The organism is Amycolatopsis sp. VS8301801F10 (assembly GCF_046195355.1).
Lineage (GTDB): Bacteria > Actinomycetota > Actinomycetes > Mycobacteriales > Pseudonocardiaceae > Amycolatopsis.
The window spans coordinates 3,897,805-3,920,262 of the sequence record NZ_CP176065.1 but is presented as its reverse complement, the minus strand read 5'-3'; the positions used below and the strand labels follow the sequence as shown (position 1 = coordinate 3,920,262).

Annotated in this window: 21 protein-coding genes and 1 pseudogene; 13 read left to right on the top strand and 9 right to left on the bottom strand. The window is 70.8% G+C overall.

All coding sequences use genetic code 11. From position 1 onward, the window contains the following. Positions 1-21: 21 nt before the first annotated feature. Complete coding sequence (locus F9C11_RS18515) at positions 22-1,215, top strand: MFS transporter (protein WP_409186120.1); 1,194 nt, start codon at positions 22-24, stop codon at positions 1,213-1,215. A 37-nt stretch (positions 1,216-1,252) separates the two neighbouring features. Continuing rightward, positions 1,253-1,753 carry a GNAT family N-acetyltransferase gene (locus tag F9C11_RS18510; RefSeq protein WP_409186119.1) on the top strand — a complete coding sequence of 167 codons (501 nt, stop codon included), beginning with the start codon at positions 1,253-1,255 and terminating at the stop codon, positions 1,751-1,753. On the opposite strand, the gene lpdA is transcribed toward F9C11_RS18510, so the two are convergent. The 4 genes and pseudogenes from lpdA to pip form a co-directional block, all read right to left on the bottom strand. Continuing rightward, the gene (lpdA, locus tag F9C11_RS18505) at positions 1,743-3,128 is read right to left on the bottom strand and encodes a dihydrolipoyl dehydrogenase (RefSeq protein ID WP_409186118.1); all 1,386 of its coding nucleotides are present in this window, start codon (positions 3,126-3,128) and stop codon (positions 1,743-1,745) included. The genes F9C11_RS18510 and lpdA overlap by 11 nt on opposite strands. A 194-nt stretch (positions 3,129-3,322) precedes the next feature. After that, a pseudogene (locus tag F9C11_RS18500) lies at positions 3,323-3,427 on the bottom strand (1-acyl-sn-glycerol-3-phosphate acyltransferase); the annotation flags it as partial. Positions 3,428-3,793: 366 nt separating this feature from the next. After that, a complete protein-coding gene (locus F9C11_RS18495) occupies positions 3,794-4,573 on the bottom strand; it encodes a lysophospholipid acyltransferase family protein (protein ID WP_409186117.1) in 780 nt (259 codons plus the stop codon). Between the two features lie 55 nt (positions 4,574-4,628). After that, complete coding sequence (gene pip, locus F9C11_RS18490; RefSeq protein WP_409186116.1) at positions 4,629-6,050, bottom strand: prolyl aminopeptidase; 1,422 nt, start codon at positions 6,048-6,050, stop codon at positions 4,629-4,631. A gap of 91 nt (positions 6,051-6,141) precedes the next feature. Between pip and F9C11_RS18485 the strand changes: the two genes are divergently transcribed. The 6 genes from F9C11_RS18485 (at position 6,142) to F9C11_RS18460 (ending at position 13,993) form a co-directional block, all read left to right on the top strand. Beyond that, complete coding sequence (locus F9C11_RS18485) at positions 6,142-6,825, top strand: response regulator transcription factor (protein WP_409186115.1); 684 nt, start codon at positions 6,142-6,144, stop codon at positions 6,823-6,825. 5 nt (positions 6,826-6,830) lie between these two features. Beyond that, complete coding sequence (locus F9C11_RS18480) at positions 6,831-8,096, top strand: sensor histidine kinase (RefSeq protein WP_409186114.1); 1,266 nt, start codon at positions 6,831-6,833, stop codon at positions 8,094-8,096. A gap of 1,314 nt (positions 8,097-9,410) precedes the next feature. Continuing rightward, entirely contained in the window at positions 9,411-10,796 is a 1,386-nt protein-coding gene (locus tag F9C11_RS18475) for an amino acid permease (protein ID WP_409186933.1), read from the top strand. Then, the gene (locus tag F9C11_RS18470; protein ID WP_409186113.1) at positions 10,793-11,569 is read left to right on the top strand and encodes a carbon-nitrogen hydrolase family protein; all 777 of its coding nucleotides are present in this window, start codon (positions 10,793-10,795) and stop codon (positions 11,567-11,569) included. Before F9C11_RS18475 ends, F9C11_RS18470 begins: the two co-directional genes overlap by 4 nt. After that, on the top strand, positions 11,566-13,257 hold the full coding sequence (locus F9C11_RS18465) for a flavin monoamine oxidase family protein (protein ID WP_409186112.1): 1,692 nt from the start codon (positions 11,566-11,568) through the stop codon (positions 13,255-13,257). Before F9C11_RS18470 ends, F9C11_RS18465 begins: the two co-directional genes overlap by 4 nt. A gap of 106 nt (positions 13,258-13,363) precedes the next feature. Beyond that, positions 13,364-13,993 carry a TetR/AcrR family transcriptional regulator gene (locus F9C11_RS18460; protein ID WP_409186111.1) on the top strand — a complete coding sequence of 210 codons (630 nt, stop codon included), beginning with the start codon at positions 13,364-13,366 and terminating at the stop codon, positions 13,991-13,993. A 205-nt stretch (positions 13,994-14,198) separates the two neighbouring features. Here F9C11_RS18460 and F9C11_RS18455 read toward each other — a convergent pair whose 3' ends face one another. Continuing rightward, complete coding sequence (locus F9C11_RS18455; RefSeq protein ID WP_409186110.1) at positions 14,199-14,909, bottom strand: TetR/AcrR family transcriptional regulator; 711 nt, start codon at positions 14,907-14,909, stop codon at positions 14,199-14,201. Between the two features lie 69 nt (positions 14,910-14,978). On the opposite strand from F9C11_RS18455, the gene F9C11_RS18450 reads away from it, so the two are divergent. From F9C11_RS18450 to F9C11_RS18440, 3 genes are all read left to right on the top strand, one after another. Next, positions 14,979-15,845, top strand: a complete 867-nt coding sequence (locus F9C11_RS18450; RefSeq protein WP_409186109.1) for an alpha/beta fold hydrolase — start codon at positions 14,979-14,981, stop codon at positions 15,843-15,845. Between the two features lie 92 nt (positions 15,846-15,937). Further along, the gene (locus tag F9C11_RS18445) at positions 15,938-16,354 is read left to right on the top strand and encodes a hypothetical protein (protein WP_409186108.1); all 417 of its coding nucleotides are present in this window, start codon (positions 15,938-15,940) and stop codon (positions 16,352-16,354) included. A gap of 71 nt (positions 16,355-16,425) precedes the next feature. Next, complete coding sequence (locus tag F9C11_RS18440; RefSeq protein WP_101433981.1) at positions 16,426-16,611, top strand: DUF5302 domain-containing protein; 186 nt, start codon at positions 16,426-16,428, stop codon at positions 16,609-16,611. An 85-nt stretch (positions 16,612-16,696) separates the two neighbouring features. Here the strand turns inward: F9C11_RS18440 and F9C11_RS18435 are convergent, their stop codons facing one another. From F9C11_RS18435 to F9C11_RS18420, 4 genes are all read right to left on the bottom strand, one after another. Next, complete coding sequence (locus tag F9C11_RS18435; protein WP_409186107.1) at positions 16,697-17,770, bottom strand: Glu/Leu/Phe/Val dehydrogenase dimerization domain-containing protein; 1,074 nt, start codon at positions 17,768-17,770, stop codon at positions 16,697-16,699. A gap of 147 nt (positions 17,771-17,917) precedes the next feature. Next, positions 17,918-19,117, bottom strand: a complete 1,200-nt coding sequence (locus F9C11_RS18430) for a kynureninase (protein ID WP_409186106.1) — start codon at positions 19,115-19,117, stop codon at positions 17,918-17,920. Continuing rightward, positions 19,114-19,905, bottom strand: a complete 792-nt coding sequence (locus F9C11_RS18425) for a tryptophan 2,3-dioxygenase (protein ID WP_409186105.1) — start codon at positions 19,903-19,905, stop codon at positions 19,114-19,116. The genes F9C11_RS18430 and F9C11_RS18425 overlap by 4 nt, the downstream gene beginning before the upstream one ends. An 8-nt stretch (positions 19,906-19,913) precedes the next feature. Further along, entirely contained in the window at positions 19,914-20,687 is a 774-nt protein-coding gene (locus tag F9C11_RS18420; protein WP_409186932.1) for a PaaX family transcriptional regulator C-terminal domain-containing protein, read from the bottom strand. Between the two features lie 88 nt (positions 20,688-20,775). Between F9C11_RS18420 and F9C11_RS18415 the strand changes: the two genes are divergently transcribed. Together F9C11_RS18415 and F9C11_RS18410 are read left to right on the top strand one after the other, a co-directional pair. After that, positions 20,776-21,480 (top strand): SDR family NAD(P)-dependent oxidoreductase, encoded by a 705-nt coding sequence (locus F9C11_RS18415; protein WP_409186104.1) that lies wholly within the window; start codon positions 20,776-20,778, stop codon positions 21,478-21,480. Next, positions 21,477-22,304, top strand: a complete 828-nt coding sequence (locus tag F9C11_RS18410; RefSeq protein WP_409186103.1) for an enoyl-CoA hydratase family protein — start codon at positions 21,477-21,479, stop codon at positions 22,302-22,304. Before F9C11_RS18415 ends, F9C11_RS18410 begins: the two co-directional genes overlap by 4 nt. Positions 22,305-22,458: the final 154 nt, after the last annotated feature.

The window sequence follows — 22,458 nt, the reverse complement described above, 5'->3', positions numbered from 1 at the left end:
CGGAGCTGGCACTCTGCTCGGGTGGCGAACCTGGGGAAGGACTTCGCCCGGCTGTGGACCGCGTACGCGATCAGCACGGCGGGCAGCACGGTCGGCGCGGGCGCGCTCGGGCTCGTCGCGGTGCTCGTGCTCGACGCTCCCGCGTGGCAGGTCTCCCTGATCACCGCCATCTCAGCGGCCGCCAGCGCGCTCCTCGCCTTTCCGCTCGGACCTCGCGTCGAGTTCGCCCGGAAGCGGCCCGCGATGATCACCGGCGACCTGGTCCGCTGCGTCGCGCTGGCGAGCGTGCCGGTGGCGGCCGCGCTGCACGTGCTGACCATGCCGCAGCTCTACGCCGTCGACATCGTCGTCGCCACCGCGGCGGTCCTCTTCTCCGCGGCCAGCGGCGCGCACCTGAAAGCCCTTGTCGCGCCGGACGAACGGCCTGTCGCGTTGAGCCGTTTCGAAAGCACCGACTGGGTTTGCTGGTCGGCTGGGCCGCCGCTGGGCGGGGTGTTGATCAGCGGGTTGGGCGCGACCGCGACGATGCTCATCGACGCTTTCTCGTTTCTGTTGTCCGCGCTCGGAATCCGCCGCTTGCGTACGCCGGAGCCGCCGCCCGCGGTTGCTTCGGACCGTTCGCGACGAGGCTTCACCGACGGATGGCGTTTCCTCCTGCGCAGTCGTGAACTTCGGCCGCTGTTCTTCAACTCGGTGTTGTTCAGCGGCGCGGTCCTCTGGGTTACGCCGCTGCAAACCGTGCTGATGCTGCGGGATCTCGGGTTCGCGCCGTGGGAATACGGCCTCGTGCTCGGCGTTCCCTGCCTCGGCGGGCTCCTCGGCGCACGTCTCGCCCCGACGCTCAGTTCTCGGTACGGCGCGCGGAAAGTGTTGCGGTGGACCAGTTTCGCACGCACTCCGTGGCTGCTCGCGCTGCCGTTCGCCATCCCCGGCGCCGCCGGGGTCGCCTTGCTGATCGCCGCGAACTTCGGGCTGTTGCTGGTGGCGGGCGTCTTCAACCCGACCTACTCGGCGTACCGGCTGTCGCTGATCGACGACAGCGTTCTGACGCGGACGCTCACCGCCTGGTCGACCGGAACCCGTACCGCCAAACCGGTTTTCATCACCCTCGGCGGGATCGCCGCCGGACTGCTTGGCGTGCGGTTTTCCCTGGGAATCGGCGCCGTGCTCTGCCTGCTCAGCGCGGCCGCGTTGCCCGCCCGCCGGGTCGCGTGATCAGTTTTTGTCGGGGGTGCCGGTTACCGTGGCTGGCATGTTCAAGATCGACCGCGCGGCCGCTGCCGACGCCGCCGCGCTCACCGACCTCATGCACGCCTCGTCGGCCTACCAAGGCCGGTACGCCTCGATCCTGGAGGGATACGTCGTCACGCCGGATTACCTGCGCCAGCACCAGGTTCTGGTCGCCCGCGGCCCCTCGGGACCAGCCGGATTCGCCGCGCTCACCGATGCCGAGCTGGATCTGCTGTTCGTCGCGGACGAAGCCCAGGGCACCGGATTGGGTGCCCGGCTGGTCCGGAAAATCCTCGAGGTGGCAAGGGAAAACGGGCTGACCGAGGTGCGCGTGGTGTCGCATCCGCCCGCGGCGAAGTTCTACGAACGCATGGGCGCGCGGCAGGTCGGGACCGTTCCGCCGAAACCGCCGAGGATCTCGTGGTCCCGGCCGGAGCTGGTGTTCTCGTTGCCCGGAAACGACAGCGCCCCGGCCCGCGAGACCACCGCGGGCCAGGGCGACCGTCGAAGAATCAGAAGTTGATCATATGTCCGGCCAGTCCGTGCACCGCTTCCTTCACCGCTTCGCCCAGTGTCGGGTGGGCATGCACGTTGCGCGAAATCTCGTGCACCGTAAGGTCCCACTGCTGCGCCAGCGTCAGCTCCGGCAGCAGCTCCGTGACGTCCGGGCCGATGAGGTGCGCGCCGAGCAGTTCGCCGTACTTCGCGTCGCTCAGCACCTTCACGAAGCCCGCCGCGTCGCCGAGGCCGTGCGCCTTGCCGTTGGCCGTGAACGGGAACTTCGACACCTGAACGTCAAAGCCCTTTTCGCGCGCCTGTTCCTCGGTCCAGCCGAAGCTCGCGATCTGCGGCTGGCAGTAGGTCGCGCGGGGGATCATCACGAAGTCCAGTTCCATGGTCTCCGCGCCGGCGATCGTCTCCGCCGCCACGATGCCCATCGACTCCGACGCGTGCGCCAGCATCAGCTTCGCCGTCACGTCGCCGATCGCGAAGAGGTGCGGCACGTTCGTCCGGCCGCGGCCGTCGATCGCGATCGCGCCGCGCTCGGTCAGCTCCACGCCGGTGTTCTCCAGGCCGTAGCCCTCGACGTTCGGCCGGAACCCGATGGCCTGCAACACCTTGTCGGCCTCGAGCACCTGCTGCTCGCCGTTCTTCGACACGGTCACCGCCACCTTGGCTCCCGAGTCGTCGATCGCCTCGACCTTGGTGCCCAGCAGCACCTTGATCCCCAGCTTGCGGTAGCGCTTGGCCAGCTCGGCCGACACCTCGGCGTCCTCGAGCGGCACCATCCGGTCGAGGAATTCGACGATCGTCACGTCCACGCCGTAGTTGCGCAGCACGTACGCGAACTCGACGCCGATCGCGCCGGCCCCGGCGATCACGATGCTGCCCGGCAGCTCGCTTTCCAGGATCTGCTTTTCGTAGGTGACCACGCGCTCGCTGCGCTGCGTGCCCGGCAGCAGCCGAGCGGTCGCGCCGGTGGCGATGATGCCGTAGGTGAAGGTGATGCGCTCGCCGTTCACCTCGAGGGTGTTGGCGTCCACGAAGGTGCCGCGCCCGTTGTACTCGGTGATCTTGTTCTTCTTCATCAGGAAGTGCACGCCCTTGACGCGCCCGTCCGCGACCTTGCGGCTGCGCTCGTACGCCGCGGCGTAGTCGAAGCGGATCTCCCCGTCGGAGGAGATGCCGTAGGTCTTGGCCTCTTCCTTCACCGTGTGCGCCAGCTCGGCGTTGCGCAGCAGCGCCTTCGAAGGGATGCAGCCGACGTTGAGGCACACCCCGCCCCAGTACTTCTCTTCCACGACCGCCACGCTCAGGCCCAGCTGCGAAGCCCGGATCGCCGCGACGTACCCACCGACTCCGGCCCCGAGGACCACCACGTCATAGTCTGCGCTCATACCGTTGAAACTACCTCCCGCACCCGAGCGGGGCGGCGTGACGGCGCCCGCTTCCGATCCCGGCACGTCCTCGGTCGGCTGATCCCGGAAAAACTCGCCAGAACCGTGCGGCACCCGCGCGCCGAGCCTCATTCCGGCGCGGCCGGATCGTCCACAGTGGCGCCTTCGCCCGCCGATGCCGCGGAGTCCGCCGGTCAGGCTGGCGGACGCTCGCCCCGGACCCCGGCCAGCAGCTCCGTCACCGCGGCCATGATCCGCGCGGTCGCCTCCCCCAGTACGTCCCTCGTCAGCCCCCGCCCGCTGGCCCGGCGCCACCCCGGTCGGCTCATCCCGACAAAACCCGCCAGAACCACACACCCAGTCCGCACCGAGACCACTCCGAGAGCAGCCGGATCGTCCACAGCTTCGCCCTCCCGCACCGCAGAAGCCACCGCTCAAACCGGCGGACGCTCGCCCCGGATCCCGGCCAGCAGCTCCGCCACCGCAGCCATGACCCGCGCGGTCGCCTCCCCCAACACGTCCCTCGTCAGCCCCCGCCCACTGGCCCGGCGCCACCCCGGACGGCTGATCCCGACAAAACCCGCCAGAACACACCACACCCAGCCCGCGCCGAGAGCAGCCGGCTCGTCCGCAGCTTCGCCCTCCCGCACCGCGGAAGCCGCCGATCAAACCGGCGGACGCTCGCCCCGGATCCCGGCCAGCAGCTCCGTCACCGCGGCCATGATCCGTGCGGTCGCCTCCTCCAGCACGTCCCTCGTCAGCTCCCGCCCGCGCAGGTCGGCGAGGTCCACCGGCTCGCCGGCGACGAACTCGATCTTCCGCCGCGGCAGCACGCGCGGGAACCAGGAACCGGCGGGCAGCAGTTCGTGCGTGCCCCAGTTCGCGACCGGGATCACCGGCACGCCGGTCTCCAGCGCGATGCGCGCCGCGCCGGTCTTGCCCTTGCCAGGCCAGCCGTCCGGGTCCGCGGAAAGCCCGGCCTCCGGGAAGATCGCCACGCATTCGCCCGCGCGCACCGCGGCGACGGCGTCACGGTACGCGCCCGCGGCGGTCGGCGCGCCGCGGTGGACCGGGATGTGCTTGCCCGAGCGCATCACCGATTTGATCACCGGCGCGTTCCACAGGCTGGCCTTGGCCAGGTATCGCGGCACCCGGCCGGAGCCGAGGCAGAACGCGGTGAGCGTCGTCGGGTCGGCGTTCGACAGGTGGTTGGAAGCCACCACGACCCCGCCCGATTCCGGGATGTTCCGTGCGCCGCGCACGCGGAAGCGGCTCGTGAGGGCGAGCAGCTGCCACACGACTTCGATCGCGAAGTGGTACCAGGCGCCCCGGCCGGACCGGGCGAAGCTCCTGCCGTACCTCTGCATGCCGCGGAAGCCGAGCAGCTCCCCTTCGAGCGGGGTCCAGTGGTCCCGGGTCCGGGTGCGCAGCGCCATGAGCGTCATTCGTAGCGGAAGACGCTCCGGTTCGGCGCCGCGCGGACCCCGGACGCGGCGGGAATCACACCCGCTCGAGCACCACCACGGGGATCTCGCGGTCGGTCTTCTTCTGGTAGTCGTTGTAGGCGGGCCACACCGCGGCGAGCTTGTCCCACAGCCGGGCGCGCTCCTCGCCGGTCGCGGTCCGGGCGCGCGCGGTGAACTTGTCCGCCCGCACCTGCACGCGGACCTCGGGGTTCTCCTGCAGGTTCAGGTACCAGCCGGGGTGGTTCGGCGCGCCGCCCTTCGAGGCGACGATCACCGGGTTGCCGTCGTCCTCCTGGTAGATCAGGGCGAACTTGCGGTCCTGCCCGGTCTTGCGGCCCTTCGTGGTGAGAACCAGCGTCGGCACGCCGTCCTGCCAGTCGTGCCCGACCTCCCCGTCGGTCTCCTCGTAGCGGCGAACGTGCTCGTCACCGAACAGCATGCGGATTTCCTTTCGTTCGACTTCCGCGCTCGGCAGCCCGGACCGGCCCTCCTCCCACCCTGCCGCGAACCGGTCGGTCGCGCTGATCAGCTCGTGCAGCGTGCCCGGCTCGTCGAAGGCGTGCCCGGCGTCGCCGATCATCTTCAGCTCGGCGCCCGGCAGCACCTGCGCGAGTTCCCAGGCGGTGGTGGCGGGAGTGACCACGTCGTACCTGCCCTGGACCAGAACGCACGGGATGCCCGACAGCTTCCCGGCCCCGCGGATCAGCTGGTCCGGGGCGAGCCAGCCGCCGTGGCGGAAGTAGTGGTTCTCGATCCGCGCGATCGCGAGCGCGAACTCCGGCTCGGCGAACGCGGCCACCACCTCTTCCTGCGGGGTGAACTTGACCGTCTCGCCCTCCCACCGGCTCCAGGCCAGCGCGGCCGGCCCGTGCACGTTCGGGTCCGGGTGGTTCAGCAGTTCGTGGTACACCTCCAGCAGGTCGCCGCCGCGGCGCGCGTACGGCACCGGCGCGAGGAACCGCGACCACGCCTCCGGGAACAGGCACGCCGCGCCGCCGCCGAAAAGCCACTGCACTTCTTTGACCCGCAGCGTCGCGACGCCGCGCAGGATCAGCTCGGTCACCCGCTCCGGATGGGTCTCGGCGTAGGCGAGCGCGAGCACGCTGCCCCACGAGCCGCCGAACAGCTGCCAGCGGTCGATGCCGCGATCCTCGCGCAACTGCTCCATGTCGGAAACGAGGTGCCAGGTCGTGTTCACCGACAGGTCGACGTCCGGCTCGCTGCAGTGCGGCGTGCTCCGGCCGCAGCCGCGCTGGTCGAACAGCACGATCCGGTAGCGCTCCGGGTCGAACAGCCGCCGGTGCCGCGGGGACGCGCCGCCCCCGGGCCCGCCGTGCAGGAACGCGACCGGTTTGCCCTCGGGATTGCCGCATTCCTCCCAGTACAGCGTGTTGCCGTCGCCGACCGGCAGCATCCCGTGGTCGTACGGATCGAGTTCCGGGTACAGACCGAGCATGCAGCCACTATGCCCGACCTCGGCCTCGTCCCGCTGGGGGTCCACTGTGGACGCGCGGACGCGGCCGGGCGGCTCCGGTTAGGCTTCCCTCATGGCGAAGGTACTGGTGGTGGAGGACGACGCGGCGATCGGCAGCGTCCTCGACTCCGCGCTGCGCGGACACGGCCACACAGTGCAATGGTGCCGGGACGGCCGGAGCGCGCTGCGCGAGACCTCGGCCGACCTGGTCCTGCTGGACCTGGGCCTCCCGGACGTCGACGGCGTCGAGGTGTGCCGGCGGCTGCGGGCGGCGCTGCCGGGCGCGGTGCTGGTGATCCTCACCGCGCGGGCGGACGAGATGGACGTCGTGGTCGGGCTGGAGGCCGGGGCCGACGACTACCTCACCAAGCCCATCCGGCTGGCCGAACTGCTCGCCCGGGTGCGCGCGCACCTCCGCCGCGGCGCGCCCGCCGCGCCGTCGACGCCGGTCGTGCGGATCGGCGCGCTGGAGGTCGACATCGCGAGCAGGCGGGTCAGCCTCGGCGGCCGGGAGGTCGCGCTGCGCGCGCGGGAGTTCGACCTGCTCGCGCGGCTGGCCGTCCAGCCCGGGCAGGCGGTGAGCCGGGACACGCTGATGTCCGACGTGTGGGATGCGCACTGGCACGGCTCCACCAAAACGCTCGACGTGCACATCGCCGCGCTGCGCCGCAAGCTCGCCTCGGCCGCCGAGTCGCCGTACGAGGTGCCGAGGATCGCCACCCTGCGCGGGCACGGATACCGGTTGGAAGGGGACTGACCGGGGTGCGCCGCCGGATCGTGACGCTCACCGTCCTCGCGGCGGTCCTGGCCACGAGCCTGTTCGGGCTGCCGCTCGCCGTCGGGGCGCTGTGGTACTTCCGCACGCACACCACGTCCGCGCTGGAACGCGCCGCCGACGGCGCGGCCGTCGTGGTGTCCGACGCGCTCGCCGCGGGCCAGCCCTTCCAGGTCCCGGACAACGAGGACGGCGCCGAGGTCGGCGTCTACGACCCGAAGGGTCATCTCCTAGCCGGGGAAGGACCGCGGACCGCGGACGACGTCGTGCGCGGAGTCGCCGTGACCCGCAGCGACATGCTGAACCAGAAGGTCGGCGACGAGGACGTGCTGGCCGTCCCGGTGCTGACCGGGGCGCGCCTCACCGGCATCGTGCGCGCGGCGCTTCCCCGGTCGGCGCTGACCCGCGACGTCGGCATCACCTGGCTGGTGATGGCCGGCTGCGCGATCGGCGCGGTGCTCGGAAGCTGGCTGGTGGCGCGGCGGATCGCCGCGCGCCTGACGCGCCCGCTGGAAGACCTGGCCTGCGCCGCGGCAAGGCTGGGCGAAGGCGATTTCTCCGCCCGGTCCCGACGCTCGGCGATCCCGGAAATCGACCGCGTCGGCGCGGCACTGGACGTCACCGCGACCCGGATCGGCGAAACCCTGGAACGGGAACGCGCCTTCTCCGCCGAGGCCTCGCACCAGCTCCGCACTCCCCTGGCCGGGCTGCGCCTGCAACTGGAATCCGCGCTGGAAACCCCCGGCCGTGACCCGTATGCGGCCATCCGCGCCGGAATCACCGCGGCCGACCGCTTGGAAAGGACCGTCGAAGACCTGCTCGCGCTGTCCCGGGAACGCCGCGCCCCGCGCGACGAACTGGACCTGCCCGCCCTCCTGACGGAACTGAACGACGTCCCGCTGCCCGACCGCCGCGAACTGCGCCTGGAAATCATCGACCCGCCGCCCGTGCGCGCATCAGCCCCCGCGGTCCGGCAAGTGCTCGCGGTGCTGCTGGACAACGCGGTGAACCACGGCGAAGGCACCATCACCATCCGAGCCCGAGACGCCGGCGGCGCGCTGGCCGTGGACGTCGTAGACGAAGGCCCGGACCTGGGCGAACGCGACCCGTTCTCCGACCACACCCCCGGCGGACACGGCATCGGCCTCCGCCTGGCAAGAAGCCTGGCCGAAGCCGAGGGCGGCCGATTGCGCCTCTCGCGCCCCGATCCGCCGACGTTCACGCTGCTGCTCCCGGAAGCACCCGCCTCCTGATCGCGGTGCTTTCGAGGGGCCAGCCGACCCTGGCGTCCTGGGGCGGGGCTCCGCTCAGCCACTGAACCCGCAGCATCCACACCCGATCGACCAATCCCGGCACCCGGCCACCGCCGCCGTGCTGCTCCGCTCTCGCGACTCACCGCTCAGCCCGGCAACCTCCACCGCGCCGCCTCAGCTCACCGCCCGGTATCCAGCCCCTGGCAGACGCTCCTGCCCCGCTCTCGCGACTCACCGCCCAGCCCGGCAACCTTCACCCGCGCCGCCCCAGCCCACCGCCCGGTATCCAGCCCCCGGCAGACACCACCTGCCCCTCGCTGCCCCGCTTTCCCGGCTCATCTCCCAGCACCGAGCCCCCTCCGGCAAGCTCCGCTCGCTGCCCAGGCACCCAGCCCTGCCAGGCCCCCAGCCACGCCCGCTCGCCGTCGGGCAACAAACTGCTCCCAAGCGACTCCCGCCCACTCCGCTTCCCGCCATCCGGCGGTTCGGCTCGTGCCACAGCCATCGCGGCTGCTCGCACGCCTCCCTGCCCTCCGCCGCCAGCCCCGACCGCGAAGCCGTCCCACCCGCGTCCGCCCTGCAGCCGGAACCCGCCATCCCCAGATCTCCGCCTGACCGGTCAGGCCTGCTGGAGGCGAGTGCCGCACGATCGACACGCCGGTTCCGCGAAACCTCCGCCCGAACACGCCCCCGGCATCCGCTCTCGCCCGATCGCGTCAGCTCCACGCCCAGCCCTCGGCCTGCGTGGACAAGCCCACCAACCGACTGCGCACGCCCGACTCCCTCACCCCCACCGGCCCGCAGCCTGCGCGGGCAAGCCCACCGCCCCGAGCACGCCCGGTGCCCGACCTCACCGAACTCCCGCGCCCCGCCGCCCTCGGCCTCTGCAGACAAGCCCACCGACCACCCCAAAGCGCCCGGCACCCCAACCTCACCAAACTCCCGCATCCCGCCGCCCTCGGCCTACGCAGATAAGCCGCGCGCCCAGCACCCCAGCCCCACCCACGTCCTCACCCCGCCCAGCCCGCAGCCTGCGGGAACAAACCCACCACCGAAAGCCCCGACCCCCGATCACTTAGAGTCAGGAACCGCCCCAACCCCACCCGGCCCAGGCAGCACCCCCGCCGGAACCCGACCCGAGAGCGCAATGAACCACCCACCCCCACCCCCTTTCCGCAACAGATCTCGGTTCTCGGGGCAATTTTCGATCGATACCGTGGCTCGAAGTCGACAGTGCCGTCACAATCCATCGCTAGGAGCCGCCCGGTGAGCACTACCTCCTCCAGTCCTTCTCGCGGGAGGCTCGCCGCGGCGATGCTGCGTCGCAAACCGGTCGCCGATTTGGTCGCCGAGGCGGATCGCGGGCCGTTGAAGCGGTCGCTCGGGCTCAGTCAGCTGACCATGCTCAGCATCGGGGCCACTCTGGGCAGCGGGATCTTCGTGGTGCTCGGCGAGGCGGTTCCGGTGGCCGGGCCCGCGGTCGTGGTTTCGTTCGTGCTGGCCGGGATCACCGCGTTGTTCTCCGCGCTTTCCTACGCCGAGCTCGCGGGCATGATCCCGCTTTCCGGCTCCTCCTACTCCTACGCGTACGCGACCCTCGGCGAGCTGGTCGCCTGGGTGTGCGGGTGGTGTCTGGTGCTGGAGTACGGCGTCTCGGTCGCGTCGGTCGCGGTCGGGTGGGGGCAGTACGTCAACGAGCTGCTGCACCTGGCGTTCGGCGTCGCCTTGCCGGACGCGCTCAGCGGGCCTCCGGGGGACGGCGGGCTGGTCAACATCCCGGCGATCGTCGTCGTGCTGCTCGCGATGGTGCTGTTGCTGTCCGGCGCGAAGGAAAGCGCGCGGGCCAACGCGATCATGGTCGTGGTGAAGATCGGCACGCTGATCCTGTTCTGCGCCATCGCCTTCACCGCGGTCCGGGCGCAGAACTTCACGCCCTTCCTGCCGCTCGGGCTGGCCGGGATGAGCGCCGGCGGGGCGAAATTGTTCTTCTCCTACATCGGGTTCGACGCCGCGTCCACCGCCGGCGAGGAAGCCCGCGACCCGCAGCGTGACCTGCCGCGCGCGATTCTGCTGTCGCTCGGCATCGTGACCGTTCTCTACTGCCTCGTCGCGGTCGCCGCGATCGGTGCGCTGCCCTGGCAGGAGTTCGGCGACAAGCAGGCCGCGCTGTCGCACGTGCTCACCACGATTTCCGGCAACCCGCTCTGGGCGATCCTGCTCGCGATCGGCGCGCTCGTGGCGATCTCCAGCGTCGTGCTGACTGTCCTTTACGGACAGACCCGGATCCTGTTCGCCATGTCCCGCGACGGGCTGGTGCCGAAGTCGCTCTCCGCGGTGCATCCGAAAACCGGCGTGCCGCGCACCAATACGCTCGTGGTGTCCGGGTTCGTCGCGGTGCTCGCCGCCTTCGTCCCGCTCGGCAAGCTCGCCGACGCCACCAGCATCGGGACGCTGTTCGCGTTCGGGCTGGTCAACGTCGCCGTGCTGATCCTGCGCAAACGCCGTCCCGACGCCGAACGCACCTTCCGGGTGCCGTTCTCGCCGGTCACGCCGGTCCTCGGGGTGCTCTGCTGCGCCTACATGATGTTCAGCCTCGACGGCGCGACCTGGATCGTGTTCGGCGCGTGGATGCTGCTCGGCCTCGTCATCTACTTCGGCTACAGCGTCCGCCGCTCGCGGCTCGCGGAGCCGGTCCAATGATCATCGCCGTCCAGCAAGGGCCGTTCGAGCGGCTGCCGGAAGCGATGGCCGCGGCGGCGGAGCGCGGCGCCGAGCTGATCGTGACTGCCGAAATGGGCACGACGGGCTACCACATCGGCGCGAAGGCTGTCGCGGAGCTGGCTGAACCGGCGGACGGACCGCGCGCGGCCGAGCTGGGCGAGTTGGCGGCCAAGCACAAGATCGCGGTGGTCTACGGCTACCCCGAGCGTGCCGGCGACACGGTGTACAACTCGGCGCAACTGCTGTCCGCGCAAGGGGAACGGCTCGCGAACTACCGCAAGACCCATCTGTTCGGCGACCTCGACCGCGACCAGTTCTCGCCGGGTGACGAACCGGTGGTGCAGGCAGATTTCAACGGTCTCCGCGCCGGTCTGCTGATCTGTTACGACGTCGAGTTCCCCGAACTGGTCCGCGCGCACGCGCTCGCGGGCACGGAACTGCTGCTCGTGCCCACGGCGTTGATGCGGCCGTACGAGCGCGTCGCCGACCTGCTCATTCCGGCTCGCGCGCACGAAAGCCAGCTGTACGTCGTGTACGCGAACCGCTGCGACACCGAAGGCGAACTCAGCTACTGCGGCCGCTCGACAGTCGCGTCGCCGGAGGAAGTCGTCGCGAAGGCCGGGCCGGGCGAAGAGCTGCTGTTCGCCGAGATCGATCCCGCGGTGCTCGCCCAGGCGCGAGCCGAAACCCCGTACCTGGCCGACCGGCGGCCGTCGCTCTACCGCTCTCTCACCGAAGGACCCCGGGCATGACCTCCGCAGTTCCCGCCGCGATCCACACCGAGGAACCCGGCAGGCCGATCACGATGTTCGGCCCCGACTTCCCGTTCGCCTACGACGACTACCTCGCGCATCCGGCCGGGCTCGGCAGCGTGCCCGAGCAGGCGCACGGCGCCGAGGTCGCGGTGATCGGCGGCGGGCTCTCCGGCATCGTGGCCGCCTACGAGCTGATGAAGCTCGGGCTGCGGCCGGTGGTGTACGAGATCGACGGCCTCGGCGGACGGCTGCGCACGCACCGCTTCCCCGGCCTGCCCGACGACGTGGTCGCCGAGATGGGCGCGATGCGGTTTCCGCCGTCTTCGACGTCGCTGTTCCACTACATCGACAAGGCCGGGCTGGAAACCACGCCGTTCCCGAACCCGCTTTCGCCCGCCACGCCGAGCACAGTCGTCGACCTCAAGGGGCAAAGCCATTACGCGCGCACGCCCGAGGAACTGCCCGAAGTGTACGGCGAAGTGGCGCGAGCGTGGCAGCGCACGCTGGACGAGCACGCGTCGTTCGCCGAGATGCAGACCGCGATCCGCAATCGCGACGTCGCGACGATCAAAAAGATCTGGAACGAGCTGGTGCCCCGGCTCGACAACCAGACCTTCTACGGATTCCTGTGCGATTCCCCGGCGTTTTCCTCGTTCCGGCATCGGGAGATCTTCGGCCAGGTCGGATTCGGCACCGGCGGCTGGGACACCGACTTCCCGAACTCGATTCTCGAAATCCTCCGCGTCGTCTACACCGGCGCGGACGACGAGCACCGCAGCATCGTCGGCGGCAGCGGACAGCTCCCGAAGCGGCTGTGGGAGCACGTCCCGGACAAGCTCGCGCACTGGCCGTCCGGCACGAATCTGGCTTCCCTGCACGAAAACGGCCAGCCGCGGCCCGGGGTCACGCGGCTGCACCGCACCGCGCCGAACAACATCACCGTCACCGACGCCTCCGGCCGCATCCGCACGTTCGGCGCGGCGGTGTTCACCGCGCAGAGCTGGATGCTGCTGTCGAAGATCGAATGCGACGAGGCGCTGTTCCCGATCGACCACTGGACGGCGATCGAGCGCACGCACTACATGGCGTCCTCCAAGGTGTTCGTGCCGGTGGACCGCCCGTTCTGGCTCGACCGCGACCCGGTCACCGGCCGCGACACGATGAGCATGACGCTCACCGACCGGATGCCGCGCGGCACCTACCTTCTCGGCGACGACCCGGGCCGGCCCGCGGTGATCTGCCTGTCCTACACGTGGGCCGACGATTCGCTGAAGTGGCTGCCGCTCAGCGTGTCCGACCGCGTCGAGGTGATGCTGCAGTCGCTGCGCGAGATCTACCCCGGCGTCGACGTCCGGCGGCACATCGTGGGCGACCCGGTCACCGTTTCGTGGGAAGCCGAACCGCATTTCATGGGCGCGTTCAAGGCGAACCTTCCCGGGCATTACCGGTACCAGCACCGGCTTTTCACGCATTTCGTGCAGGATTCACTGCCCGAGCGCTATCGCGGTTTATTCCTCGCGGGAGACGACATCTCGTGGACGGCGGGCTGGGCCGAGGGCGCGGTGCAGACCGCGCTCAACGCGGTGTGGGGCGTGCAGCGGCACTTCGGCGGCGCGAGCGATCCGGCGAATCCCGGTCCGGGCGACCGTTTCGCGGATCTCGCACCGCTCGAGCTTCCGGACTGAGCGGTGCCGTCAACCCATACCGCGCGGTAGCAGCCGAACGTGTTTCCGCCGCGACATTCGGCCCGATTAATCCGCCGTACTGAACCGATCATGCCAAACTGATGCCATGAGCACCGATCCGGCGCCGAAGTGGCGGCGACTCGAACCGGACGAACGCAAAGAGCAGATCTACGCCTGTGCGGCGCGGCTGTTCGGCGAACGACCGTATTCAGAAGTGTCCACTTCGGACATCGCCGCCGAGGCGGGCGTGGCCCGCGGACTGATCAATCATTATTTCGGAACGAAAAGGGAGTTGTACCTCGAAATCGTTCGGCGGGCGCTTACTGTGCCGCGGATTGCGGTGCAGATTCTGCCGGACGGCCCGTTGGAAGTGCGCGCGGACGCCGCCATCGACTGGCTGCTCGACATGGTGCGCGAGCAGGAGAAGCTGTGGCTCGCCGCGATCGCGCCGGAGGGCATCGGCCGCGACCCGGAGGTGGACCGGATCGTCGCCGAGGCCGACCGCGCGTCGGCCGACCGCGTCCTGGAGGCGGTCGGGCTGTCCCGCGACAGCGAGCACGGCGAGGAGCTGAACGCCGCGGTGCGCGCGTTCGCCGGCATGGTGAAGGCGGCGGGCCGCGAATGGCTCGTGCACCGCTCGCTGGACCGGCGCCAGGTGCACACGCTGCTGACCATGTCGCTCGTGACCGTGGTCGGCAAGGTGTTCCCGGCGATCCAGCATCCGCCCCAGCACTGACGCACCCGGAAGGAGAGCCCCCGGCACCACGAGGGGGGAGGAAAGTGCCGGGGGCCCCTTCCGGAGGCGAGGCCCCCGGTAACTGTCCACGCTACGCCGGGAAGGCGTCGAAACGGTGTCGGTCGGCGAAGCGGCGGCCCGACTTTCCCCCACGACCACACCGACGGCCCAGTGCGGACGCCCGAACCGGGCAATTTCGCGAATTTCAGCCGCGCGTCCGGGCCAATCGGCAGGCGAGCCCGTCGAGGCAGGTGCGGATCGCGAACTCGAACAGCTGCGGATGGTAGCCGGAGGCCGCCTCGGGGTCGCTGAGCAGCTGCTGCATCGCGCGGCCGTTCGCGGCCATGCCGGGCAGGTCCTCGCGGTCGCGGTAGGAGGCGTACTCCTCGGTGTTGTCCAGGCGCAACGCGAGGCTGCAGTCCCGGTCGTCCTCCAGCGCGACGTACTGGCACGCGGTGGTGGTGAGCATGGCGTAGGCGAGCGGGCTCTCGTCGCCGAAGCCCGCTTCCAGCAGGATCCGCACGCCGCGGTCGACCGTGGGCGTGGCCGCGGCCACCGACGGGCCGAACGAGGCCATCCGGCGGGCCGTGCCCGGATGCTTGCGCAGCAGCTCGCGCAGGCCGGTGAGCAGTTCGACGAACCAGTCCTGCCAGTCCAGCCCGTCGTCGGGCAGCCGCAGCTGGCCGACGACCCGGTCGAGCACCGCGCACACCACCGCGTCGCGGTCCCCGACGTGGTGGTAGACGACGGCCGGGTACGCGCCGATCGCGGCGGCCAGCTGCCGCAGCGTCCAGTTCTCCAGACCGCGTTCGACGGTGAGCTTGACCGCCGCGTCGATCACCTTCTTCGCGGTGACGGCGGGCAGCCCGGAGGCGGAACGGGACCGGGCGCGCTGTCCGGCACGCGGAGTCGGCATGCCGTGCACCGTAACCGGCGACCGGCGGGCTCGGCCACACGCGGTTCCGCGCTGCGGCATCATCGGGGCATGCCCCGCGCACAGGCCAACGGCCTCGAACTCGAGTACGACACGTTCGGCGATCCGGCCGCCCCGCCGATCGTCCTGGTGATGGGCCTCGGCGCCCAGATGATCACCTGGGAGGAGGGTTTCTGCGAGCTGCTCGCGAGCCGCGGCTTCCACGTCGTGCGCTTCGACAACCGCGACGCGGGCTTGTCCACCTGGTTCGGCGAGCTCGGCACGCCGGACCTCGCCGGGATCGTCGCGGGCACGGCTCCGGCGCCGTACCTGCTGTCGGACCTCGCGGACGACACCGTGGGGCTGTTCGACGCGCTCGGTTTCGCGAAGGCGCACCTGGTCGGCGCGTCGATGGGCGGGATGATCGCGCAGCAGGTCGCGATCGACCACCCGGACCGGCTGCTGAGCCTGACGTCGATCATGTCGACGACCGGCGACCCGTCGGTCGGCCAGGTCTCGCCCGCCGCGCTGGAGACGCTCACCAGGCCGGCTCCGGAAACGCGCGAGGAGCAGATCGACCAGAGCGTCGCGAACTACCGCGTGACCGGGTCGCCGGGCTATCCGGCCGCCGAGGAGTACCTGCGGCGCAAGGCGGCCCGCAACTACGACCGGGGCCGGAATCCGGCCGGGATGCAGCGCCAGGCCGCCGCCGTCGTCGCGTCGGGCGACCGCACCGAACGACTGCGCGGCGTCCGGGTGCCGACCGTCGTGCTGCACGGCGACTCCGACGTGATGATCGACGTCAGCGGCGGGAAAGCCACCGCGGCCGCGATCCCGGACGCGGAGCTGGTCGTCCTTCCGGGCATGGGCCACGACCTGCCGGAACCGCTGTGGCCGGAGATCGTGGCCGCGATCGTCCGGGCGGCCGCGCGAGCTTGAGCGGGTCAACAAGCCGTCAATAACGCGCGCGGGAGCGTACGGAACCCGTCCGCGGGTCCCTCCTCGCGCGCCCGCGCGGGGTGCCATGGGGCATGCGTACTGAAGAACGGCTCGCCGGCGGGTTCGGGTTCCCGTTCGGGTGTGTGGCGGTGGTGGCGGCGGCGATCGCGGCGAAACTCGCCACCGCGCATCCCGGTTGCGCCGTGGCGGGCGTCGCGCTCGCGGTCTGCGCAGTGGCGGTGCTCACGACTCCCCTCGCCGCGGCCGGGGTGACGGCGGTGGGCTGGGCGGTGCTTTCCGGGTTCGTCTACGCCCGGTCCGGGACCCTGGTCTTCACCGCGGCGACCGGATGGGCCGCGGCGATCTTGGCTGGTGCGGCCGGGTTCGGGCTGCTCGCCGGGGCCGGAAAGCGCGCGGTTCGGCGGGTCCGGCCGGGGTTCGCGGAAGCGGTCGTGCCCGCGCCGAGACGGGCGGCCGAATCGGGCCACCGCCGGGTGGCGTCGCTCTGAAATGGCTCGCCAACGTGCGCGAAGGGCGCCAGTCTGACGGGGTATCACGTCGTCACCTTCGGAGGTCAGCCATGAGTGAAGCGCAACCGGCACCCAGCGACGGGGAGGGCGACGTCAAGCGGAAGTTCCGCGAGGCATTGGAGCGGAAGCAGGCCAAGGCCCGCGAGGGCGCCGCGCACGAGAACGCCGGGCAGCAGAGCCAGCACGCGCACGGGCCGGCGGCCAACAAGCGGACTTTCCGGCGCAAGAGCGGCTGATCGCCGCTCCTTGATGTGCGGGGGCCGGGAGGGGAACCCGGAGGGAATCTGATTCCCCCAGGGCTCCCCTCCCGGCCTTTCGGAGCTACACCGTGAGAATCGAGCGCAGGCGGCCTACGTCCGCCATCCGGCGTTCGGCCAGGCGGTCGGCAGCGGCGGCGGGAGGTACGCCGTCGGCCTTCGCCAGTTCGTACACCGCTTTCGTGGTGTCGAAGATGGCCGCGGTTTTGCGCTGGGCGCGGGCGAAGTCGAAGCCGTGGCGTTCGTCGTCCACCTGGATCACGCCGCCCGCGTTCACCAGGTAGTCCGGGGCGAACAGGATGCCTCGGTCGTTCAGCAGCTTGTCGACGCCGGGGTGCGCGAGCTGGTTGTTCGCCGCGCCGCAGACGATTCGCGCGCGCAGCGCGGCCACGGTCTCGTCAGTGAGCACGCCGCCCATCGCGCACGGGGCGAAGACGTCCAGTTCGGTCCCGATCATGGTGTCCACATCGGACACCACCTCGACCTCGGGATAAGCCGCCCGGGTGCGGTCCACCGCGCTGGGCGCGACATCGGTGATCACCACGCGAGCGCCCGCCTCCACCAGGTGGCCGACGAGAATGTGGCCGACCTTGCCGACTCCGGCCACGCCGACGCGGCGGCCGGTCAGCTCCGGCACGCCCCACACCTGGTCCGCCGAAGCGCGCATCCCCTGGTACACGCCGAAAGCGGTGAGCACCGAGGAGTCGCCCGCGCCGCCGTCCTCGGGGGACCGTCCGGTGACGTGCCGGGTCTCGCGGGCGACCACGTCCATGTCGCGGACGTACGTGCCCATGTCGCAGGCGGTGATGTAGCGGCCGCCGAGGGATTCCACGAACCGGCCGTACGCGCGCAGGAGCGCTTCGGACTTCAGCGTGTTCGGGTCGCCGATGATGACAGCTTTGCCGCCGCCGAGGTCGAGCCCGGCGAGCGCGTTCTTGTACGCCATTCCCTTGGAGAGCGCGAGAACGTCGTCGAGCGCGGCGTCCTCAGTGGCGTACGGGTAGAACCGGGTGCCGCCGAGGGCCGGGCCCAAAGCGGTGGAGTAGATGCCGATGATGGCTTTCAGCCCGCTGGCCTCGTCGTGGCAGAACACGACTTGTTCATGGCCGCTGTGCCGGCCGAACACGCCTTCGGTCACGGTGGTGACTCCTTTGTCTCCCACGCGGCTCGTGGCCGCGCAAATGTGCGAACGGTGCGCACCGGGGAACAGGGGTTGCCCGTTCCGCGGTGCACACCGTCAACCTACTTCGCCGTTCTCCGGGCCACCACCCGCATCCCGGGTGCTTCACCCCAGATCCGCGACTGCTTCCCGAAGGGTGGAAATCGCGGTCTCCAGTTGTTCATCCGACAGGTAGGGCGCGGGTCCGAACCGGAGGTACTGGCCCCGGCTGTCGGTCCGTACGCCGTGCGCGGCCAGGCGTTCGCACAGGTGCCCGGCGACTGGGCTGCGCAGCGAGAGGAACCCGCCGATGCTCTCGAGCGGGGTCTCGCGGTCGCGGGTCACCACGTCGTCCGGAAGGCCGAGGCTGTCGAAGCAGCTGGCCAGCAGGCCGACCTGGTGTTGCGACACCTCGCGCAGGAACTCGGCGGTGAGTCCGTGCTCGGCGAAGAACCGCTGCACGCGTACGCCGCGGTAGTGGCTCGACGGGTCGTAGGTGGCTCCGGCGAACCGGTCGCCGCCGGGTGCGTACGCGACCTCGTCGGGGCGGCGTTTGTCGGCGAGGGCCCCGAATTCCGCGTACCAGCCGGTGATCACTGGCCGCAGCTCCTGTGCGTGCGCGGGCAGCCGCAGGAAGCAGTTGCCCTCGCCGAGCTGCAGGTACTTGTAGCCGCCGCCGAGCACCCACGCGTTGGTGAGGCCGAGGTCGTGCAGCGGGAACGGGACCGCGCCGACCGCGTGGTAGGCGTCGACGACCAGCTCGACCGAGCGGCTCCGGCACGTTTCCGCCAGATGCGCGAGGCCCGGCACGATCCACGACGTCTCGAACAGCACTGCCGAGGTGAGCACCGCGGCGGTGCGGCCGTCGACCTGTTCGGCGAGCCGTTCGGCCAACGTCGCGACCGGAGCGGCGGGCACGCGGACGACCTCGACGCCTTCCTCGGCCAACCGGGCGAGCTGACGGCGCAGAGTGTGGAATTCCCCGTCCGTGGTCACCAATCGCAGTCGCTTGCGCAGGTCGATCGCGGACAGGAACCGCAGCACGAGTTCGTGCGTGTTCTGGCCGAGCGCGTAGTCGCCGTGCGGATCGGACAGCCACTGCCGGAACCCGTTCCGCAGCTCGTCGGCCTTCGCGAACGCCCGGCCCCACTTCTCGTCCACCTCCTCCGCGGCGTCGGCGAACGCTTCGCGCAGACCCTCTTCGGCGACGTCCGGCCAGGCCTGGTGCGAATGCGCGGACAACAGCAGCCGGTCGGCCACCCGGAACCGCGAGTAGTGCGGGGCGAGCGCGTTTTCCTTGGCGCGCAAGGATTCCACTGTGGTCACAGCCGGCTCCGGACGGCCCACACGTCCGGGAACATCGGGGTGAACAGCGTGGTGCGCAGGTAGGCCGCGCCGGACGAACCGCCGGTGCCGGTCTTGTCGCCGATCGTGCGCTCGACCATCTTCACGTGCCGGTAGCGCCATTCCTGCAGGCCCTCGTCGAGGTCGACCAGCGCCTCGGCGAGCACCGACGGGCCGCCGTCGTCGTGGTAGACCTTGAGCAGCACTTCCTGCAGTTCCGGCGACGGCTCCACCGGACGCGTCACGTCGCGGTCGGCGGCGACCGGGTAGCCCTTTCCGGACAGATAGGTCAGGAACGAGTCGAACACCGACGGACGGCGCATCGCGTCGGCGATCCGGGCGCGCTGCTCGCCGCCGTCCGGATAGTGCGCGAACACGCGTTCGTCGCGGCGGCCGAGCACCGCCTCCAGCTCGCGGAACTGGCCGGACTGGAAGCCGCTCGACGCGTCGAGGCGGGCGCGGAAGCTGGTGAACTGGCTGGGCGTCATCGTCTCCAGCACGTCGATCTGCGCGACCACCACCTTCAGCACGGTCAGGATGCGGCGCAGCGTGCGGATGGCGTGCGCGGTGTTGCCCGCTTCCAGGTTCTCCTGCAGGAACGCGGCCTCGTGCAGGATCTGCTTGAACCACAGCTCGTAGACCTGGTGGATCACGATGAACAGCAGTTCGTCGTGTTCGTCCGAGCGCGGGCGCTGCGCGGCGAGCACCTCGTCGAGCGCCAGATAGGACGTGTAGCTGAGCGCGGCCTGGGTGTCGTCTGGTCCGGTCATCGGGTTCCTCATCTCGTGGACAGGGTGCGGTCGAAGTGGCGCTGGGCGGGTGGCGCGAGCGCCGAATACAGGTCGTGGAACAGCTTGACCGCGGCGGCCCGCGTGCCCGGCGCGGGGATCAGCTCGGACGGCAGCTCCGGGTCCAGCGAAGGGAATTCGCGGTAGGTGTGCACCAGGCGGGTGCGCACGGCGAACGCTTCCGGGTCGCCGAGTTCGCGCGGGACGCCGCCGAATTCGGCGACGAACGCGGCGTAGCGGGCGGACAGCCCGTCGAGGTCCCAGGCGCGTCCGGCGAGCCGGCGCACGTCCAGCGCGGCGGACGGCGTGCCGAGCATCAGCCCGGCGTGTTCGGCGACTTCGAGTTCGTTCAGCAGCGCGAGCACCTCGGCCTCCCGGTCGTGCGGGGCGAGCCAGGTGCCGTCCTGGACCGGGCCGAAGCCGAGGAAGCGCAGCCGCCGCACCAGCCGTTCGCGGGACTGGCGCCGGGTTTCCGGGATGTTCTGCCACAGCACGGTCCAGGTCCCGGCCGGTTCGTCCCGGCGGCCGAGGCCGAAGATCCGCCGGTCGCCGTCGTCGAGCAGGGCGACCGTGCGCGGGGTCAGCGAGTAGTGCACCAGCCTGCCCTCGCGGTGCCGGGACAGCAGGCCGCGGCGCACCAGCCGGGTCAGCGCGATCCGGGCCGCACCGTCGGAGAACCCCAGCTCGTGCAGCAGCGCGACGAGGCCGCCGGACCACACGCGCCTGCTCTCGCGCGGGCGCACGTAGCTGCCCAGCAGCGTCATCACGAGCTCCTGGGGCGTGCGGGCGGGTTCGGTGTCGGGCACGAGGCAACTCTATACACCTCAGCCCGCTGCAGTGTAGCTTTCGGGAGTGAGCAGTTTTTCCGACCGGATCGTCGTGGTCACCGGCGGCACCCGCGGCATCGGCGCGGCCGTCGCCGAGCGGTTCCGCCGCGCCGGCGCGACCGTGCACTCCCCCGGCCGCGCCGAATGCGACGTGACCGACGAGGCCGCCGTCCGCGCCTATTTCGCCCAGCTCGGACCGGTCGACGTGCTGGTCAACAACGCGGGCGTGTCCTCAAGCGCGCCGCTGGCGAAGACAGGTCTCGACGACTGGCGCGGCCAGTTCGAGGTGAACGCGACCGGCGCGTTCCTGTGCACCCGCGAGGTGTTGCCGGGGATGCGCGAACGCGACTACGGACGGATCATCACGATCGCGTCGACCGCCGGCTTGGCTGGCGCGCGCTACACCTCCGGCTACACGGCGTCGAAGCACGCGGCGGTCGGCCTGATGCGCGCGGTGGCGGCTGAAGTGGCGGGCACGGGCGTCACGGCGAACGCGGTGTGCCCGTCGTTCGTGCGCACCGACATGACCGCGACTTCAGTCGCCCGGATCCGCGAGCGCACCGGCCGCGACGAGGCCGACGCGGAAGCCGCGCTCGCCGCCGCCTCCCCGCTCGGGCGGCTGCTCGAACCCGGCGAAATCGCGTACGCCGTGGAGTTTTTCGCCGCCCCGGAGGCGGCCGCGATCAACGGACAGACCCTCGTACTCGACGGTGGAGGAATCCAGAAATGAGCCCGTTCCGCGCCAGCGTCCCGCTCACGAAGTCGTGGGAGCATTTCGAGTTCACGGTGGACGACGGGGTCGCGACGGTGACCTTCGACCGTCCGGAAAAGCTCAACGCGCTCACCTTCGACGTCTACGCCGATCTGCGCGACCTCGTCGCCGAACTGCCGCACCGCGGCGACGTGCGGGTGCTCGTGCTCACCGGAAAGGGCCGCGGGTTCTGCTCGGGCGGCGACGTCGAGGAAATCATCGGCGAACTGCAGAAAATGGACACCGCGGAACTGCTCGAATTCACCCGGATGACCGGTGCGGTGGTGAAAGCCATGCGCGAAACGCCGATCCCGATCATCGCGGCGGTCAACGGCGTCGCGGCGGGCGCCGGTTCGGTCCTCGCGCTGGCGAGCGATTTCCGGCTGCTGGCCGAATCGGCGAAGTTCGCGTTCCTGTTCACGAAGGTCGGCCTGGCGGGCGCGGACATGGGCTCGGCGTACCTGCTGCCGCGCCTGGTCGGTCTCGGCCGCGCGACGGAATTGCTGATGCTGGGCGACAAACTCCCCGCCGCGCGCGCCGAAGCGATCGGCCTGGCGAACCGGGTGGTGCCGGACGCCGAACTGGCCGGCGAAGCCGCCGCACTGGCACGACGGCTCGCGGACGGCCCGGCGCTGGCGTACTCCACCACGAAGGTGCTGCTGACCCGCGAACTCGACAGCGACCTCGGCAGCTCGATCGAACTGGAAGCCATCACGCAGGCGTTGCTGATGACCGCGAAGGACCACAAGGAGTTCTACGCCGCCTGGTCCGCGGGGCGCAGTCCACAGTGGACTGGCCGCTGATCAGGCCCGGATCACCGAGGCCTGGAATTCCGTCACCCAGTCGTCGCGGTTTTCCGGGCACTCCAGGTTGACCTCGCGCGGATAGCCGGTCGGCTGGCAGCCGTTCACGTCGATCCAGCGGGGCGGAAACCTCGACGGCGGCGTGGACGACGAC